11 protein-coding genes are annotated in these 15,946 nt (G+C 41.8%); 5 read left to right on the top strand and 6 right to left on the bottom strand.

The genetic code is table 11. From position 1 onward, the window contains the following. Positions 1 to 8: 8 nt before the first annotated feature. Positions 9 to 1,004: a response regulator gene (locus AB4153_RS05950; protein WP_102526631.1), complete on the bottom strand. Its 996-nt coding sequence runs from the start codon at positions 1,002 to 1,004 to the stop codon at positions 9 to 11. A 371-nt stretch (positions 1,005 to 1,375) separates the two neighbouring features. Here AB4153_RS05950 and AB4153_RS05945 point away from each other — a divergent pair, with 371 nt between their 5' ends. Beyond that, the gene (locus tag AB4153_RS05945; RefSeq protein WP_371996696.1) at positions 1,376 to 2,182 is read left to right on the top strand and encodes a crotonase/enoyl-CoA hydratase family protein; all 807 of its coding nucleotides are present in this window, start codon (positions 1,376 to 1,378) and stop codon (positions 2,180 to 2,182) included. 37 nt (positions 2,183 to 2,219) lie between these two features. Here the strand turns inward: AB4153_RS05945 and AB4153_RS05940 are convergent, their stop codons facing one another. Continuing rightward, the gene (locus AB4153_RS05940; protein ID WP_371996694.1) at positions 2,220 to 3,152 is read right to left on the bottom strand and encodes a DUF3530 family protein; all 933 of its coding nucleotides are present in this window, start codon (positions 3,150 to 3,152) and stop codon (positions 2,220 to 2,222) included. A gap of 93 nt (positions 3,153 to 3,245) precedes the next feature. Beyond that, on the bottom strand, positions 3,246 to 6,152 hold the full coding sequence (rapA, locus tag AB4153_RS05935; protein WP_102526628.1) for an RNA polymerase-associated protein RapA: 2,907 nt from the start codon (positions 6,150 to 6,152) through the stop codon (positions 3,246 to 3,248). A 345-nt stretch (positions 6,153 to 6,497) separates the two neighbouring features. Here rapA and AB4153_RS05930 point away from each other — a divergent pair, with 345 nt between their 5' ends. Continuing rightward, positions 6,498 to 7,892, top strand: a complete 1,395-nt coding sequence (locus AB4153_RS05930) for a PhoH family protein (protein WP_102526627.1) — start codon at positions 6,498 to 6,500, stop codon at positions 7,890 to 7,892. Between the two features lie 556 nt (positions 7,893 to 8,448). Here the strand turns inward: AB4153_RS05930 and AB4153_RS05925 are convergent. The 3 genes from AB4153_RS05925 to AB4153_RS05915 are packed head-to-tail and all read right to left on the bottom strand — an operon-like array spanning position 8,449 to position 10,427. Beyond that, positions 8,449 to 9,084: a bifunctional 4-hydroxy-2-oxoglutarate aldolase/2-dehydro-3-deoxy-phosphogluconate aldolase gene (locus tag AB4153_RS05925; RefSeq protein ID WP_229368469.1), complete on the bottom strand. Its 636-nt coding sequence runs from the start codon at positions 9,082 to 9,084 to the stop codon at positions 8,449 to 8,451. 51 nt (positions 9,085 to 9,135) lie between these two features. Then, positions 9,136 to 10,065 carry a sugar kinase gene (locus tag AB4153_RS05920; RefSeq protein ID WP_102526626.1) on the bottom strand — a complete coding sequence of 310 codons (930 nt, stop codon included), beginning with the start codon at positions 10,063 to 10,065 and terminating at the stop codon, positions 9,136 to 9,138. A 26-nt stretch (positions 10,066 to 10,091) separates the two neighbouring features. Beyond that, entirely contained in the window at positions 10,092 to 10,427 is a 336-nt protein-coding gene (locus tag AB4153_RS05915; RefSeq protein WP_102526625.1) for a cupin domain-containing protein, read from the bottom strand. 296 nt (positions 10,428 to 10,723) lie between these two features. Between AB4153_RS05915 and AB4153_RS05910 the strand changes: the two genes are divergently transcribed. The 3 genes from AB4153_RS05910 to AB4153_RS05900 all read left to right on the top strand — a co-directional run bounded on the left by AB4153_RS05910 (position 10,724) and on the right by AB4153_RS05900 (position 15,908). Next, on the top strand, positions 10,724 to 12,877 hold the full coding sequence (locus AB4153_RS05910) for a heparinase II/III family protein (protein WP_371996691.1): 2,154 nt from the start codon (positions 10,724 to 10,726) through the stop codon (positions 12,875 to 12,877). A 1-nt stretch (position 12,878) separates the two neighbouring features. Then, on the top strand, positions 12,879 to 15,053 hold the full coding sequence (locus AB4153_RS05905; RefSeq protein WP_371996689.1) for a heparinase II/III family protein: 2,175 nt from the start codon (positions 12,879 to 12,881) through the stop codon (positions 15,051 to 15,053). Positions 15,054 to 15,422: 369 nt separating this feature from the next. Further along, a complete protein-coding gene (locus tag AB4153_RS05900; protein WP_371996688.1) occupies positions 15,423 to 15,908 on the top strand; it encodes a VOC family protein in 486 nt (161 codons plus the stop codon). Positions 15,909 to 15,946 lie beyond the last annotated feature (38 nt).

Below are 15,946 nucleotides of genomic sequence, written 5' to 3'. Positions count from 1 at the left end.
TAGGTTGATTAATCGAGCAAATAACCCAGCTTAAAGTTAAGCGTTGGGATGGAGTCTTCGGTAAATAGCAGTAATAAATCGCACTGGACATTGTGATCTTCAATTTGGTAATTGATTTCCATTGCTAAGGTGCGTTGCCACTTTTCTGAATTGTCGTGGATTAGCTCATTCACCGTGCAGTGACGTCCTAAAACAACAGGATGTCCTTGGCTAAACTTCATATCTAATTGCTCAGAGATACCGTTAAGGAATGCACCAATAAGCACATTACCAGTGTCGATTAACACTTCGATCTCATTTGCAGTATCTTGTGGGTTTTTATGACCCATTAACTTGGCCATGTCTTCAAAGCTTGAATCATGAAATAACAGCAGGGCTTCACCAGCCACGCCTGCGCCAATAAAGCCTTGGCACAATGCTGATACTTTTGAACTTTCTTCAGTGGCTTTTAGTGCCATGGTCAGTTCACTGACTTCAAGTACATTTACGTTGGGGATAGGCAACATAACAAACACATCTAATAGGGTTGCCAATAAGTCTGCTGCGCGCCCCATAGCAACGTTGGCAATTTCTTGGCAAGCATCGCGTAAATCCACTTCAAACATCGGCGTGTCATTACCTGCATCTTTTAATGCTAAGGTCAGAATGCCGTACTCTTCGAGGATATTACTGATGGATTCGGCGCTGACAGGCTTTTGAATAAAATCCAATGCGCCTAAGGCTTTGACTCTTTCGTGAGCTTTGATTTGAATATCACCTGACACCACGATGACCAATGCAGGCAAATCTTCTTTTTGAATGGCTTCTAATACTTCATATCCATCCATTACAGGCATATTGAGATCGAGAAATACGATCTCACCTTTGCCTGCACGGATAACCTCGAGTCCTTCAGCACCATTAGTGGCATAACTGATATCAACGTCCCATTCCTTGGGCAAGGTTCGCGCCATTTGCTTTCTGGCTAATCCTGAGTCATCGCATATCAAAATAGGAATAGTCATAGAGACAGATGATCCTTTAACGGGTTTTATTATTATTGAGTGTAGTTGATGATTTAACGTTTTGGTTAATTGCATTAAGCAACAGTAAGTTAGCTATTGAAAAGTCTAAAACGTTACACCCTACATTTATTAAACATTATTTTACAACTTATTGCTGATGATTAGCATTAAAATTCGACAGTTTTTTGGCACTTATCGCAAAATTGTATCTTATATGACGCTTTTTTATGTTGAATTTGATGCTTGCGTATTCATTTGGTGTTTTTTGTGGGGTATTTCTGTTATTGCCTGTGTGTCTATTTGGTTAACTACTCGACAAGTGGAGGATTTATGTTAACTTGCAACCTGGACTGACCAGTAAAGGATGAACCATGGATAATAAACTCGTTGAGTTAAGGGTAGAAAATGGCGTTGCCCATGTCACACTCAATAGGCCTGATAAATACAACGCACTCAACATCGAGCTATTTCAAGCTATTGATAAAACCATAAAAAAATTACACAAAAATAAAGCGGTTAGAGTGGTTATTTTATCGGGTGCAGAAGGAAACTTTAGTTCTGGCTTGGACGTGAAAAGTGTGTCGAAATCTGTGATGCCTGCGCTGAAATTATTATTCAAGTGGCTACCTGGTAATGCTAATTTGGCACAGAGAGTCTCCCTTGGCTGGCAACAGTTACCCATTCCTGTTATCGCTGTTATTGAAGGTTTTTGTTATGGCGGTGGCGTGCAGATAGCGTTAGGCGCTGATTTTAGGTTTGCGAGTAAAGATGCGCAACTGTCGATAATGGAATCTAAATGGGGATTATTACCTGATATGGCAGGTCTTGCGGGCTTAAGACAAATAATGCCAAAAGATAAAGCGCTACAACTGACGTATACCGCTGACATTATCACTGCAGATAAAGCACTCGAGTACGGATTAGTCACTGAAGTGTATGACGACCCACATCAACAAGCGCAATTGTTCGCTGACAAGTTAATGCAACGCTCGCCAGATACGAATGCTGCAGTCAAATTGAGTATTAACAAAAACTGGTCTGGTACATTACGTAGTTTGCTAAGCCGAGAGTCTTTAAGCCAAATCCGTTTATTGGTCGGCAAAAACCGCAATATTGCAGGCCATCGAGAAATTAAAAAATCAGCAAAACCTTATCAGGACCGTCAATCCGGTTGGTAAGCGAGCTAACTCATTATCGTAAAATGGGTTGGTAGGTTTACCGACCAACCATTTTTCGAGCAAACCCTTCAATATGTTCTAACGCTTCATCCCACCCACCTTGATTGTTGAGGTCAAGCTGCAATAAGTACTGACGATATCGATGACTCGTTTTCATTTGATTGGACTGTTTGCGCGCTGGTGTTTCAGCGATAGACTCGATGTTGCCATTCTCTGATTGTAAATCAAGAATTGGAAAATCCAGTTCAGCTAATTGTAACGGTATAGATAAATCACGGCTTTGCTCATCGATTAATTGTTCAAATTCTCGGTAAGGATTAATCACAACCAGTAAGTCTGGTTGCTGCAGTTTGTCTTGATGGAGCAAATTAATCACCATCCCAGCACTGTCATCAGCGGCAATAATAATTCGCTTTCCTGGAAATTGTTCTCCAATTGCCTCAAGTTGAGCCAAACATTCATTGATAACATTCTGTTGGAAATTTCTAAGTTCTAATAATTGGCTAGAGCTGTACTTTGGTGTTATTTGATAGGCATTAAGTTCAAGCTGTTTCTCACCCGCTTTGGTGACTTGGTCTGCTGAAGTGGCAAAATTAGGGCGATACAAGCCTTCAGTGGGTTTAATACTGATACTTGCCCAGCCTTTTGATGGAATTTGTTGGCGTAAATAACGAATAATGCCACGTCCGCTGGCGTGAGTGTCGGTTGGCCCCACAAGAAAAACAGCACCGTGCTGTTTCTTACCTTGCCATGGTTTAACCAATACTTCGATTGTTTGATCTTGAACGGTAATCTGTTGCTTTTCGGCGTCACTAATCGGTATGAATACGCTGTCAGATAACAAACTCGCACTTAACAGTGTGCTATTAAAAAGGTTGTTACTGAGCGCATTAAATGAAAACAAGCTCGTTAGCGCGAGTAAACTTGAGCAAAATATTGTGCGGTAGTGAGCGCGTCGGATTAATTTCATTACGATTACTTATACAGTTTTTTGAAAGGCATATACAAAAAAGCCCCGTACTAATAAGAAGTTCAGGGCTTTTAGCGTTATGTTAGCAGTGTATTATACGTGGCTAACTAATACCATTCTAATAGCATCTAGCTGGAATTGACTGTCATCAATGTAGCTATTGAGCTCAGCCATTTGATTACGGATATAGTCTAACTCAGAATCACGAATGTTAGGGTTAACCGCTTTAAGTGCTTCTAAACGTGTTAATTCACCGTTTAATTGCAGCGTCATCTTGTCACGAGCTTGTTCAACTAATTCAGCTAAAGCCGCTTGAGCTTGCTCTTCACCTTTGGCCAGTAATGGATGCAAAATTGGTTGAGATGCATTGACAAGTTTACTGGCAATATGACGATTAACTGCACTAAGCTGCTTATCAAAGCTTGCATAATCCACTTTATCAGACAGGTTAAGACCATTTTTATCCAGCAACACGCGGATTGGTGTTGGTGGCATATAACGGTATAACTGCGATGATTTAGGGGCACTGACATCAGCCATGTAAATCAATTCTAAGAACAAGGTGCCAGCAGGTAAGGCTTTGTTTTTAAGCACAGCCACACTGGTGGTACCGGTTTCAGAGTCTGTGATTAAATCTAATGCCGTTTGTACTAGCGGATGCTCTTGCGAGATAAACGCAATATCATCACGAGACAATGCAGTTTCACGGTCAAACGTGACAGACACACCATCTTCAGGTAAGCCTGGGTAAGATGGGAACAGCATGTGTTCACTTGGGCGCAGTACGATAGAGTTCTCGCCGCGATCTTCTTGATCGACACCGATAATGTCCCATAAACGGATCACAGAGCCGATTAAATGAGTATCAGAGTCGCGTTCAGCTAAACGTTCAACGAGTTTCTTCGACTGCTCACCACCATGAGAGTTAATTTCTAATAACTTATCACGGCCTTGTTCCATCGCTTGCTTAAGCTCTTGGTAACGAGTTTGTGTGTGATTCAGTAATTGAGTCATTAACTCTGGGTCGGCATCGTTCAGCACCGCTGTTAATTCGTCAGCGAATTCAGAGTAAAGAATGTGGCCACTAGGACAGGTTAACTCGAACGAGTTAAGCCCTTGATGGTACCAATTCATTAAACGCTCTTGCGCGGTATCTTGTAGGTACGGCAAGTGAATTTGAATATCGTTTTGTTGGCCAATACGATCTAATCGACCAATACGCTGTTCAAGTAAGTCAGGGTTTAGCGGCAAGTCAAACAACACAAGGTGACTTGCGAACTGGAAGTTACGTCCTTCTGAGCCAATTTCAGAACAAATCAGTGCCTGCGCACCGCCTTCTTCTTGAGCAAAGTAGGCGCCAGCTTTATCGCGCTCGATGATCGACATACCTTCATGGAATACCGTTGCTTGAATACCTTCGCGGGTACGTAATGCTTCTTCAAGGCTTAAAGCGGTTTCTGCTTGGCTCGCAATAATCAATACTTTTTTACTGCGGTGCTCTTTTAAAAAGTCGATTAACCAATCCACGCGGGGATCAAATTTCCACCAACTGGCGCTTTCACTTTCAAAAGCTTGGTAAAGCTTTTCTGGGCTTAGGGACTGCTTGGCTTGATCTTGCGGTGATTTTTTAGAACCCATCATCGCATTCACACGCTCAGCAGTAACATATTCTTGCGGCATGGCTAATGGATGTGGATTAAAGAATCGTTTAGGGAAACCACTGACTGATGCGCGACTATTACGATAAAGAATTCGGCCAGTACCATGGCGATCAAGTAGCTCTTGCAATAACTCATCACGAGCAGCTTGTTTAACGTCATCAGCCACATCTTCAGCCTGAATAACATTAATGCTAGGCATAATGTCTTTTTCGCTCAGCAGCTCAGTTAAGCTGTTAATGGCGCTGTCTGCAAGCTTGGTGTTGGCAGTGAGAGCTTCGGCGGCTTCTGCCACACTTTGGTAGCTTTTTTCTTCTTCAAGAAAGGCTTCATAATCGTAGAAACGATCAGGGTCGAGTAAACGTAGACGCGCAAAATGGCTCTGATGACCAAGTTGATCAGGAGTTGCAGTAAGCAATAACACGCCTGGGACTTCTTCACTTAATGCTTCAACAATTTGATATGCACGGCTCGGCGCTGTTTCGCTCCACTCAAGGTGATGCGCTTCATCAACGACCATTAAATCCCAATCAGCATCAATAGCTTGTTCTAAGCGGCGTTTTTTACGCAACAGCTCAAGCGAACAAATGACTAATTGTTCAGTATAAAATGGATTGTCGTTATCAGCATAAGCCTCTACACAACGGTCTTCGTCGAAAATTGAGAACTTCAAATTAAAGCGACGCAGCATTTCGACTAACCACTGATGACGTAAAGTATCAGGTACGATAACCAAGATACGTTCAGCACGGCCAGTGAGCAGCTGTTGATGAATGATTAAACCTGCTTCAATGGTTTTACCTAAACCGACTTCATCAGCCAGTAATACGCGCGGCGCATAACGACGACCCACTTCATGGGCAATCCACTGTTGGTGTGGAATTAAGCCTACACGTGGACCTTGCTGGCCAAGTAAGTCAGAGGTAGCCAATTTATGACGCAATAGCTGACTTTGGTAACGAATACCAAAACGCTCTAAACGGTCAATTTGACCAGCAAATAAACGATCTTGAGGTTTGTTAAAACGAATATTGTGGTTCAACAGAGTTTCACGTAAACGAACACTTTCATTCGTTTCACTGTGAATGCCGATGTAGGTCACTAAACCATCTTTTTCTTCGACTTCATTGACGGTAAGTTTCCAGCCTTCATGGCTTTCAATTGAGTCACCTGGATTAAAAATTACACGAGTTAATGGGGCTTCATCGCGTGAAAACAGACGGTTTTCATCGGCGGCAGCAAACAGTACAGTGACCATGCGTCCTTCGACGGCGACAACAGTACCTAAACCAAGTTCTGACTCGGTATCACTAATCCAGCGTTGACCTAAAGCAAACGGCATTTTTTACTCTCATTCGGGGCTGATTAAAACAAAGGGCGCGTATGTTATAACAAACGCTGCTAGATTTAAATTCTAGCAGCGATTTAAATATTCATGATCGACAATTTTATTTAGCTAAGTCTGAATTTGCCACATTATTGTCATCTAAATGACATCTTTATTCCCCTAAACTGACCTAGTAAACATCCGATTAACTATTGAGAGTTAATAGATTTGCTGGCATAGTTTAATTGTGCACTGATAGAGATTATCTATCGCTGTAAGTTTATTATATTTTTAATATCAGGAGTTTAAATTGGATTAATCCCTTAGTTACCCCTTTGCATTGAGCACTCTGGAGGCGCCATGGAACATAACGACAGAAAGTTGTTTGTACTGGATACCAATGTGTTACTGCATGAACCTTTAGCGATATATTCGTTTAAGGAACATGATGTAATCATCCCAATGACAGTGTTAGAAGAGTTAGACAATATTAAGGACAGAAAGCACGACATCAGTCGTGATGCGCGAGTCGCCATTAGGGCATTAGAGGATATCCTCGGAGGAAAGACCTCACCAGAACAAATCCTTAACGGTGTATCACTCCCAGCTCGCGAAGGTCATTTAGACGTTTCAGGCAGTTTATCCATTTTCCCAGACCATCAAATCGATTTTACAGCAGGCGATCTGCCCGGTGATAACAACGATAACCGCATCATTAATACCGCTCTGCATCTGCAAAAAACTCACTCACCCCGTCAAGTCGTGTTAGTCACCAAAGACATCAACATGCGCCTAAAAGCCAAGGGTGCGGGCATTGAAAGGGTTGAAGATTATCGAACCGATCAATTAATTGACGACATTCGCTTTCTTGCCAAAGGGTTTTATCAATTTGAAGGTGATTTCTGGGGCAATGTTGACAAGGTTTCTACAGATCGCGTCGCCGGAAAAACCGTTCACCAAGTGAATATTTCAGAAGTGGGTAACGAACCATTTTATAAAAACCAATATTTAATTGATGAAGCCACTGAATTTTGCGGCAAGGTCGCAAGTCGCACCGAAACCCACCTTAATATTATTGATTATGGTCGTGACCGACTTGAGCATTTGCAGGCGTGGGGGATTAAACCAAAGAATATTTATCAAGGTATGGCGCTTAATGCCTTACTCGATCCTGAAATTGATTTAGTTATTCTTACAGGGCCCGCAGGTTGCGGTAAAACCTTAATTGCCATGGCTGCAGCACTTGAGTTAGTGGTTGAGAAAAAACAATACGAGAAGGTTATTGTCACTCGTAACACGCCTGAAATTGCCGAGTCTATTGGTTTTTTACCTGGCACAGAAGAAGAGAAAATGGCGCCGTGGCTGGCAGCGATTACCGATACCCTCGAAGTACTACACAAAAATGATGTTAACCCGACTGGCAGCATGAACTACATTATGGAAAAGGCCAACGTGCAGTTTAAGTCGATTAACTTTATGCGGGGCCGCTCGATTCAGGACTCAGTGGTCATTTTAGATGAATGTCAAAATCTGACGGCATCACAAATTAAAACCATGATCACCCGAATGGGCGAGGGCACTAAGTTAGTGTGCTGTGGTAATTTATCGCAAATTGACTCAACCTATTTGACTGCGGTGACTTCAGGGCTGACCTACATTGTGGAACGCTTTAAAGACTTTGATGGTAGTGCCAATATTTACCTAAATGGCGTGGTGCGCTCACGCTTGGCTGAATTTGCTGAGGAGCATTTATAGCTAGTAGCTAGTAGCAAGTAGCAAGTAGTAAGTGTGAGTTGATGATAAAGGCATCACTTCACAAATCATTAAGCCATCGGTTTTCATCGATGGCTTTTTTGAACATTCGATTAGCACCAATTGACTTGTATTAATTGACTTGTATCAACTGACTTGTGAGCTAATTTACAGGCATAAAAAAACACTGATGATCTAGGGTCTGTTGACCTTTCAAGGTTGTTTTTGCAGCGAGTTGTTGGCCATTTATACAAGGCAGAGACTTTGTAGTGTAGTTATTCTACATAAAAAGTCGATAACGCAGTAAAAATGGCCAACAAACGCTGCCCAAGGGGGTCGACTAAAAGCGTTTTACTCTTTGTTGGATGAATTTTGCTTAGATGACTAGGCATCAACTCATCCGCCTCGATTAAAGCGCTTTTATTTCGAACAAAAATTAACCGGTAAAGGTCAACAGACCCTAGCATGCAAATAGAACAATCAGTGTTGAGTTGTCTGCTGATGAATCAGACTAGCGCTGAGGGAACAGCATTGTTTTTATTGTTAATTTTTACTCATATTAGGCTACGTGAGCCACTGCTTCTTTAACTAAACGACCAATTTCTTCCCATTGACCTGCAGCAATCATTTTCGGCGGTAACATCCAAGTACCACCACAAGCTAGTACCGCTGGAATCGCTAAATATTGATCGACATTCGATAAACTTACGCCACCAGTAGGCATGAATGACACTGGGTAAACAGCCGTTAATGCTTTAAGCATTGGGATCCCGCCAGATGGTTCTGCTGGGAAGAACTTAACAGTCTTAAGGCCCATTTCCATTGCTTGTTCAACCAAACTTGGACTATTCACACCAGGAATGATGGGAATGTTTTTATCTAAGCAGTACTGCACGACTTTTGGATTAAAACCAGGACTAACGATGAAGTCCACACCTGAATCGATAGCATCATCAACTTGCTCAGGGGTTAAGATAGTTCCAGCACCAATCAACATATCTGGAAAAGCTTCACGCATATTACGGATAGCTTGTGATGCACAAGCAGTTCTGTAAGTCACTTCGGCACAGTTCATGCCGTTTTCGACCAGCGCTTTTCCGAGTGGTACAGCGTCATCAGCATTTTCAATTGCGATAACAGGGATAACTTTTAATTGTGATAGTTGTTCGTTTAATGTCGGCACAGTATTTCTCACTTCTTACTCATTATTTAATAGGCTTAAATCAGGCTTAAATCAGGCTCAAATTTAGCCCAAACTAGGCATAGCATCTGGATGTATAATCGCACCTGCATGTTGGATGACAGTGCCAGCAAGTAAGTGACCTGCTTTGGCTGCTTGTTCTGTCGTGCCACCGGTTAATCTTTTCGCAAGGTATCCTGCGCTAAAAGAGTCGCCAGCTGCAGTAGTATCAACTACGTTTTCTACAAACGTCGCCGCAACACTGATCCTTGAATCTGGGGTGATCACCAAGCAAGGCTCACTGCCCAGTTTGACAACGATTTCAGATACACCAAGGTTTGAGGTGCGCTCAATACATTGTTCAACATCAGTGTCACCATATAGAGCTTGTTCATCTTCAAAGGTTAAACAAGCAATGTCAGTGAATGACAACATTGTTTTGTAACTTGCTATAGCTTGAGCTTTATCTTGCCAAAGCTGTGGACGGTAATTATTGTCAAAAATAACCTTGCCGCCTGCTTCTTTAAATTGCTCAAGCACACTGAATAAAGTTTTACGGCTTTCACTGGTTAAAATAGCCAGTGAAATACCACTTAAATACAGATAATCAAAATCGATCAAAGACGCTGCCAGCTTTTTGCTGCCAGCTTGCTCAAATAAGTACTTCGCAGCGGCATCATTACGCCAGTAATAAAAAGAGCGTTCGCCGCAATCATCAGTTTCAATGTAATAAAGACCTGGCTGCTTGTTTTCAACATGCAATACATAATCAGTATTGATGCCTTCAGCCTGCCAAGTGTCTTTCATGGAAGTACTAAAAGGGTCATGACCTAACGCAGTAACATAATGGGTCGCTAAATTGGCACCTTGGGTAAGGCGCGCTAAATACAAAGCGGTATTTAACGTGTCTCCACCAAAGTTTTGCGCCAGCAATTCGCCTGATGGCCTTAGCTCAACCATGCATTCGCCAATAATCGCAATTTTTTGATTTTTCATATTCCAGTGCCTATTTAGAGGTTAAGTTACTTAAGGAAGTCTTCTCTTGAAGGCGAGAAAACATCGACCAGAATACTGTCTTCTTCTAGTGCTACTACGCCGTGCTCAAAATGTTTACGCGCAATAAATGCATCACCCGCATTAAGAATTTTTTTCTCACCATTAATTTGAGCTTCAAAGCTACCTTTCACTACATAACCAATTTGATCATGAATTTCGTGAGTGTGCGGGGTACCAATAGCACCTTTTCCAAAGCAAAGGTGAACCACCATTAAATCATCCGTGAAGCCTACAATTTTACGCTTAATCCCTTCACCGACTTCTTCCCATGGATGCTCATCTGCTTTAAAAAATATATTCATTGTGTTTCTCCGAAGCGTTTTAAATATTGCTAATCATCAATATTTAGTTATCATAATGCTTACTTTTGATTTGTAATACAATATGTTTTTATTTGTGTGAGCTAAATCAACTATTCTTTATTGGGCGAATTATAAGATATTTATCCGTAAAACGCTGTATAGCTTGAATATGACCATTTGATTGCGAATGTGATCAAGTTCATTTTTCTGATAGGATTAGATATATCTATGACGCATATTGTATTACTTTATGTGCAGCTCTTAAATTTCATGACTGTAAAAAGGTGACAAAACCTATGGCAACGCAACCAATATTGCTTACTGAAGCCGAGATTTCGCTGTTAAGTAAAGAAGTAGGTCGTTCAAGCTTGATGGGAAAGACCATCGCGGCTAACCAGAAAGACGTCGATGCATTTATGCAACTGCCTATAGATATTCCTGGGCATGGTGAAGCAGGTGGCTATGAGCACAACCGTCATAAGCAGAACTACACTTACATGAATTTGGCCGGTCGTTTATTTTTGATCACTAAACAGCAAAAGTACGCTGATTTTGTTATTGAAGTTTTAGAGCAATACGCAGATAAATACCTTACTTTTGATTTTCATGTTCAAAAGAATACCAATCCAACAGGTCGTTTATTTCATCAAATTCTTAACGAGCATTGCTGGTTGTTCTACACCAGTATTGCTTATTCTTGTGTCGTTTCTGAAATGACTCAAGCTCAACAAGAACGTATCAAAGAACGCATTTTTGAACCTATGCTAGATATGTTCACTGTAAAATATGCCCATGATTTTGACCGCATTCATAATCATGGCATATGGGCTGTAGCCGCAGTGGGGATATGTGGCTTAGCCATTGGTAAGCGTGAATACCTAGAGCACGCTGTATATGGTTTAGACCGTGATGACACCGGTGGATTCTTAGCGCAAATATCACAATTGTTTGCGCCATCGGGCTACTACATGGAAGGCCCTTACTACCATCGCTACGCTATTCGCCCAACTTGTGTGTTTGCAGAAGTATTACATCGTCATATGCCAGAAGTGGATATTTACAGCTACAAAGACGGCGTGATTGGCAACACAGTGCAGGCGCTATTATCAACGGCTTATCCTAATGGTGAATTCCCAGCATTGAATGATGCTTCTCGTACCATGGGGATTACCGATATGGGCGTTCAAGTGGCAGTCAGTGTTTATAGCAAACATTACGGGCTTGATGACAACTTATTAGGCATGGCGAAAATTCAAGATGCTGTGTGGATGCACCCATGTGGCTTAGCATTATCGCAAGCATTTGAACAAGCGACCCAAGAACGTGAAATTGGCATGCCATTCTGGCCGAGTGTAGAGCTTAACGAAGGCCCTGAAGGCCAAAGCGGCGCACAAGGTTTTATCCGTATGCAGGATAAAAAACAAGATGTATTCCAGTTGGTAATGAATTACGGCCAACACGGTATGGGTCATGGCAACTTCGATACTTTAGGTATTACTTACTTTAACCGTGGCCAAGAAGTATTACGTGAATACGGTTTTGGTCGCTGGGTTAACGTTGAGCCTAAATTTGGTGGCCGTTACTTAGACGAAAACAAATCTTATGCTCGCCAAACGATAGCCCATAACCTGGTCACGATTGACGAAACTTGCCAAAACTACTTTGACGTTAAGCGCGCAGATGGGGTTCATGGTATCCCTCACTTCTTCGCTATCGACAGCGACAACATTAAAGGCATGAGCGCATTTGCCAATGACCATTACGATGGTTTCGACATGCAGCGCAGCGTATTTATGTTGAACATTGAAGAACTTGAAGCCCCGCTTTTATTAGATCTTTATCGCTTAACGGGTGAAGGTGAGCATCAGTATGATTACTCACATCAATATGATGGCCAGATTATCCGTACTAACTTCGATTACACCACTCATCAAGAACTCGACACCCTTGGTGATAAAGATGGTTACCAGCATTTATGGCACGTTGCAGATGGCAAAGTAAATGACACTGCATTGGTTAGCTGGTTGCAAAACCATAATTATTACACTTGGTTAGGCACAAGCTCTAACGACAATGATAAAGTCATCTTTACCCGCACAGGGGCAAATGACCCAAGCTTTAATTTACGCAGCGAGCCAGCGTTTACGCTACGCAGCAAAGGTGGCAACACGTTATTTGCTTCGGTATTAGAAACTCACGGTTATTTCAACGAAGAGTTTGAGCAATCAGTTAGTGCTCGTGGCCAAGTGAAAAATATTAAGGTTATTGGCCACAATGAAGTGGGATCTGTCGTAGAGATTGAAACCGCTAACAGTGTCGTTACAGTGATGATCAGCAACCAAGCTGATGCGACTAGAACCACTGAGCATCATCTAGATATCAACGGTCAAACTTATACTTGGACAGGGTTTTACGCTGTATCAAGCCAAGCGACAGTGCAGGAGAAGTAACATGAGTTATCAACCATTATTAATCAGCTTTGATGAAGCAATTGAGCTACGTAAAGAGCTGGGTCAAGATACGCTTCTTGGCAATGCATTGAGCCGTGATATTAAACAAACAGACAGCTATATGGCCGAAGTGGGCATTGAAGTGCCAGGCCATGGTGAAGGTGGTGGTTATGAGCATAACCGTCATAAGCAAAACTATATCCATATGGATCTTGCTGGCCGTTTGTTCTTAATCACTGAAGACACTAAATACCGTGATTACATTGTTGATATGCTCACAGCATACGCGACCGTGTACCCAACACTTGAAAGCAACGTCAGTAAAGATTCTAACCCACCGGGTAAGCTGTTCCACCAGACGTTAAACGAAAATATGTGGATGCTTTACGCATCTTGCGCGTATAGCTGTATTTACCACACATTAACTGACGATCAAAAACGCTTAATTGAAGATGATCTTTTGAAGCAAATGATCGAAATGTTTGTGGTGACTTACGCTCATGACTTCGACATCGTTCATAATCATGGCCTATGGGCTGTGGCTGCTGTAGGTATTTGTGGTTATGCCATTAATGACCAAGAATCAGTGGATAAAGCGTTATATGGCTTAAAGCTTGATAAAGTTAGCGGTGGTTTCTTAGCGCAATTAGACCAATTGTTCTCGCCTGATGGCTATTACATGGAAGGGCCTTATTATCACCGCTTCTCACTGCGTCCAATTTACTTGTTTGCAGAAGCGATTGAACGTCGTCAGCCTGATATTGGCATTTACCAGTTCAATGACTCAGTGATTAAAACCACGTCTTATGCAGTATTTAAAACCGCATTCCCAGACGGTTCTTTACCTGCATTAAACGATTCATCGAAAACGATTTCGATTAACGATGAAGGCGTGGTCATGGCAACATCTGTATGTTTCCATCGTTACGAGCAAACTGAAACCTTACTCGGTATGGCGAATCATCAGCAAGATGTGTGGGTTCACTCTTCAGGACAAACCTTGTCTACGGCAGTGGCTAACGCTGACGATATCAAGCCGTTTAACTGGGGCAGTTTATTCGTTACAGATGGCCCAGAAGGCGAAAAAGGTGGCGTGAGTATTTTACGTCATCGTGATGCGAAAGATGATGACACTATGGCACTGATTTGGTTTGGCCAGCACGGCAGTGATCATCAGTATCACTCGGCGCTGGATCATGGCCATTATGACGGTTTACATTTAAGCGTATTTAATCGCGGTCATGAAGTGTTAAACGACTACGGCTTTGGCCGTTGGGTTAACGTTGAGCCAAAATTTGGCGGCCGTTATATCCCAGAGAACAAATCATATTGTAAGCAGACCGTTGCGCACAACACAGTGACAGTTGACCAGAAAACCCAAAACAACTTTGATACTGCCACAGCTGAATCTAAGTTTGGCCAAAAGCACTTCTTTGTTGCGGATAACCCAGCATTGCAAGGCATGAGTGGCGTTATCAGCGATTATTACGACGGCATTACCATGCAACGTAGTGTGATATTGGCTGAGCTCGAAGAGTTTGAAAAACCATTAGTCATTGATGTTTACTTGATTGAAGCTGATGCTGAGCACCAATACGATTTACCGGTTCATTATAGTGGTCAAATCATTAGAACTGACTTTGACTACGACGTGGAAAGCAAACTACGTCCATTAGGCAAAGACAATGGTTATGAGCACTTGTGGAATGTCGGTTCAGGTAAAGTTGAAGCAAGCGCATTAGTGACCTGGTTACATGACAGCAGCTACTACAGTTTAGTTACTAGCGCAGTTGAGCACAGTGAAGTGATTTTTGCGCGCACAGGTGCCAATGATCCTGACTTTAATATGCGTAGCGAGCCTGCGTTAATTATGCGTCAATCGGGCAAAAACCATGTGTTTGCCTCGGTACTTGAAACCCACGGTTACTTTAACGAGTCAACTGAAGCATCATTGAATGCGCGTGGCGAAGTAAAGTCAGTTAACGTGATGGGCCATGACGACATTGGTACTGTCATTCGTATTGAAACGATTAAAGGTAATGACTACTACTTTGCAATTTCAAACGAAGAAGAAGCCAAGCATGCTGAAACCCGCACCGTGAAGTTTGATTCTCACTACTACACTTGGACAGGGGCATTTGCTCAAGTCGAGCCTACAGATGTAGAGCCAGCGTAAACGGCTGTTATTTGATAGCTTTAAAGCAGCTTAAGTAACAGCTTAAAAAAGTTTATTTAAGCAAGTTTATCTTAGTCATAAATGGGAAGCAGTTGCTTCCCATTTTTTATTGGGCGTATTTCAGGGTATCCAAGGTCATCATTAGGATGTTGAGTTAAAGGGATGCAATGAATAACTCTAGTAAGACTGAACCATAAACTATGTGATAAATGTAACTTGTGATAAATGGAATGTTTGATAAATGGAATGTTTGATAAATAAAAGTAATCATTTTAATAAAATCTAATAATTTTTATTTATTAATGATTGAGCTTAATATTACCTCATCGAAACAGAACATGGTTTCACTAATAGAATTTGAGGTAAGTTATGAAAATGAATCACGTCGGTATTATGGTCGGTGACATGAACCAAGCGGTTGAGTTTTACACTAAAGCTTTAGATATGAAGGTTGTCATGGGCAACACTAAAGTGAAAGAAGAACGTGAAACGGCTATCGGTAGAATGTGTATCGCGGTATTTGGTGAAGGCTTTAAAGGTTTTAACATTGCTCACTTACTTACATCAGATGGCATTGGTTTTGAGCTTTTTGAAATGAAAGATCGTCAAGAGTGTCACGAAGTAGACTTCTCACGCATTGGTATATTCCATTTTTGTTTGCAAACTGATGATTTTCACGGTGTTATCAAACGCACTCAAGCGCTTGGCGGTAAAGTCCGTATGGACATTATGCGTTACCATCCAGAAAGTGATAACAACACTGCACAAATGGTTTATCTAGAAGACCCATTTGGAAACTTATTCGAATTATACTCGCACACGTATGAAGAAACATACGCAGCTGATTACGAGTAATACTTATACTGCAAAAAGGGGCTAACTGAGAAGTTAGC

This window comes from Shewanella sp. 10N.286.52.E4, from assembly GCF_041468785.1.
Lineage (GTDB): Bacteria > Pseudomonadota > Gammaproteobacteria > Enterobacterales > Shewanellaceae > Shewanella > Shewanella electrodiphila.
Note: the sequence above shows the minus strand (reverse complement) of the source record. Positions and strands in the feature narration are given on the sequence as shown.

Excerpts from the sequence above, each read along its gene's own strand:
- AB4153_RS05950 (WP_102526631.1), bottom strand. The coding sequence starts at position 1,004 with ATGACTATTCCTATTTTGATATGCGATGACTCAGGATTAGCCAGAAAG.
- AB4153_RS05945 (WP_371996696.1), top strand. The coding sequence starts at position 1,376 with ATGGATAATAAACTCGTTGAGTTAAGGGTAGAAAATGGCGTTGCCCAT.
- AB4153_RS05940 (WP_371996694.1), bottom strand. The coding sequence starts at position 3,152 with ATGAAATTAATCCGACGCGCTCACTACCGCACAATATTTTGCTCAAGT.
- rapA (WP_102526628.1), bottom strand. The coding sequence starts at position 6,152 with ATGCCGTTTGCTTTAGGTCAACGCTGGATTAGTGATACCGAGTCAGAA.
- AB4153_RS05930 (WP_102526627.1), top strand. The coding sequence starts at position 6,498 with ATGGAACATAACGACAGAAAGTTGTTTGTACTGGATACCAATGTGTTA.
- AB4153_RS05920 (WP_102526626.1), bottom strand. The coding sequence starts at position 10,065 with ATGAAAAATCAAAAAATTGCGATTATTGGCGAATGCATGGTTGAGCTA.
- AB4153_RS05915 (WP_102526625.1), bottom strand. The coding sequence starts at position 10,427 with ATGAATATATTTTTTAAAGCAGATGAGCATCCATGGGAAGAAGTCGGT.
- AB4153_RS05910 (WP_371996691.1), top strand. The coding sequence starts at position 10,724 with ATGGCAACGCAACCAATATTGCTTACTGAAGCCGAGATTTCGCTGTTA.
- AB4153_RS05905 (WP_371996689.1), top strand. The coding sequence starts at position 12,879 with ATGAGTTATCAACCATTATTAATCAGCTTTGATGAAGCAATTGAGCTA.
- AB4153_RS05900 (WP_371996688.1), top strand. The coding sequence starts at position 15,423 with ATGAAAATGAATCACGTCGGTATTATGGTCGGTGACATGAACCAAGCG.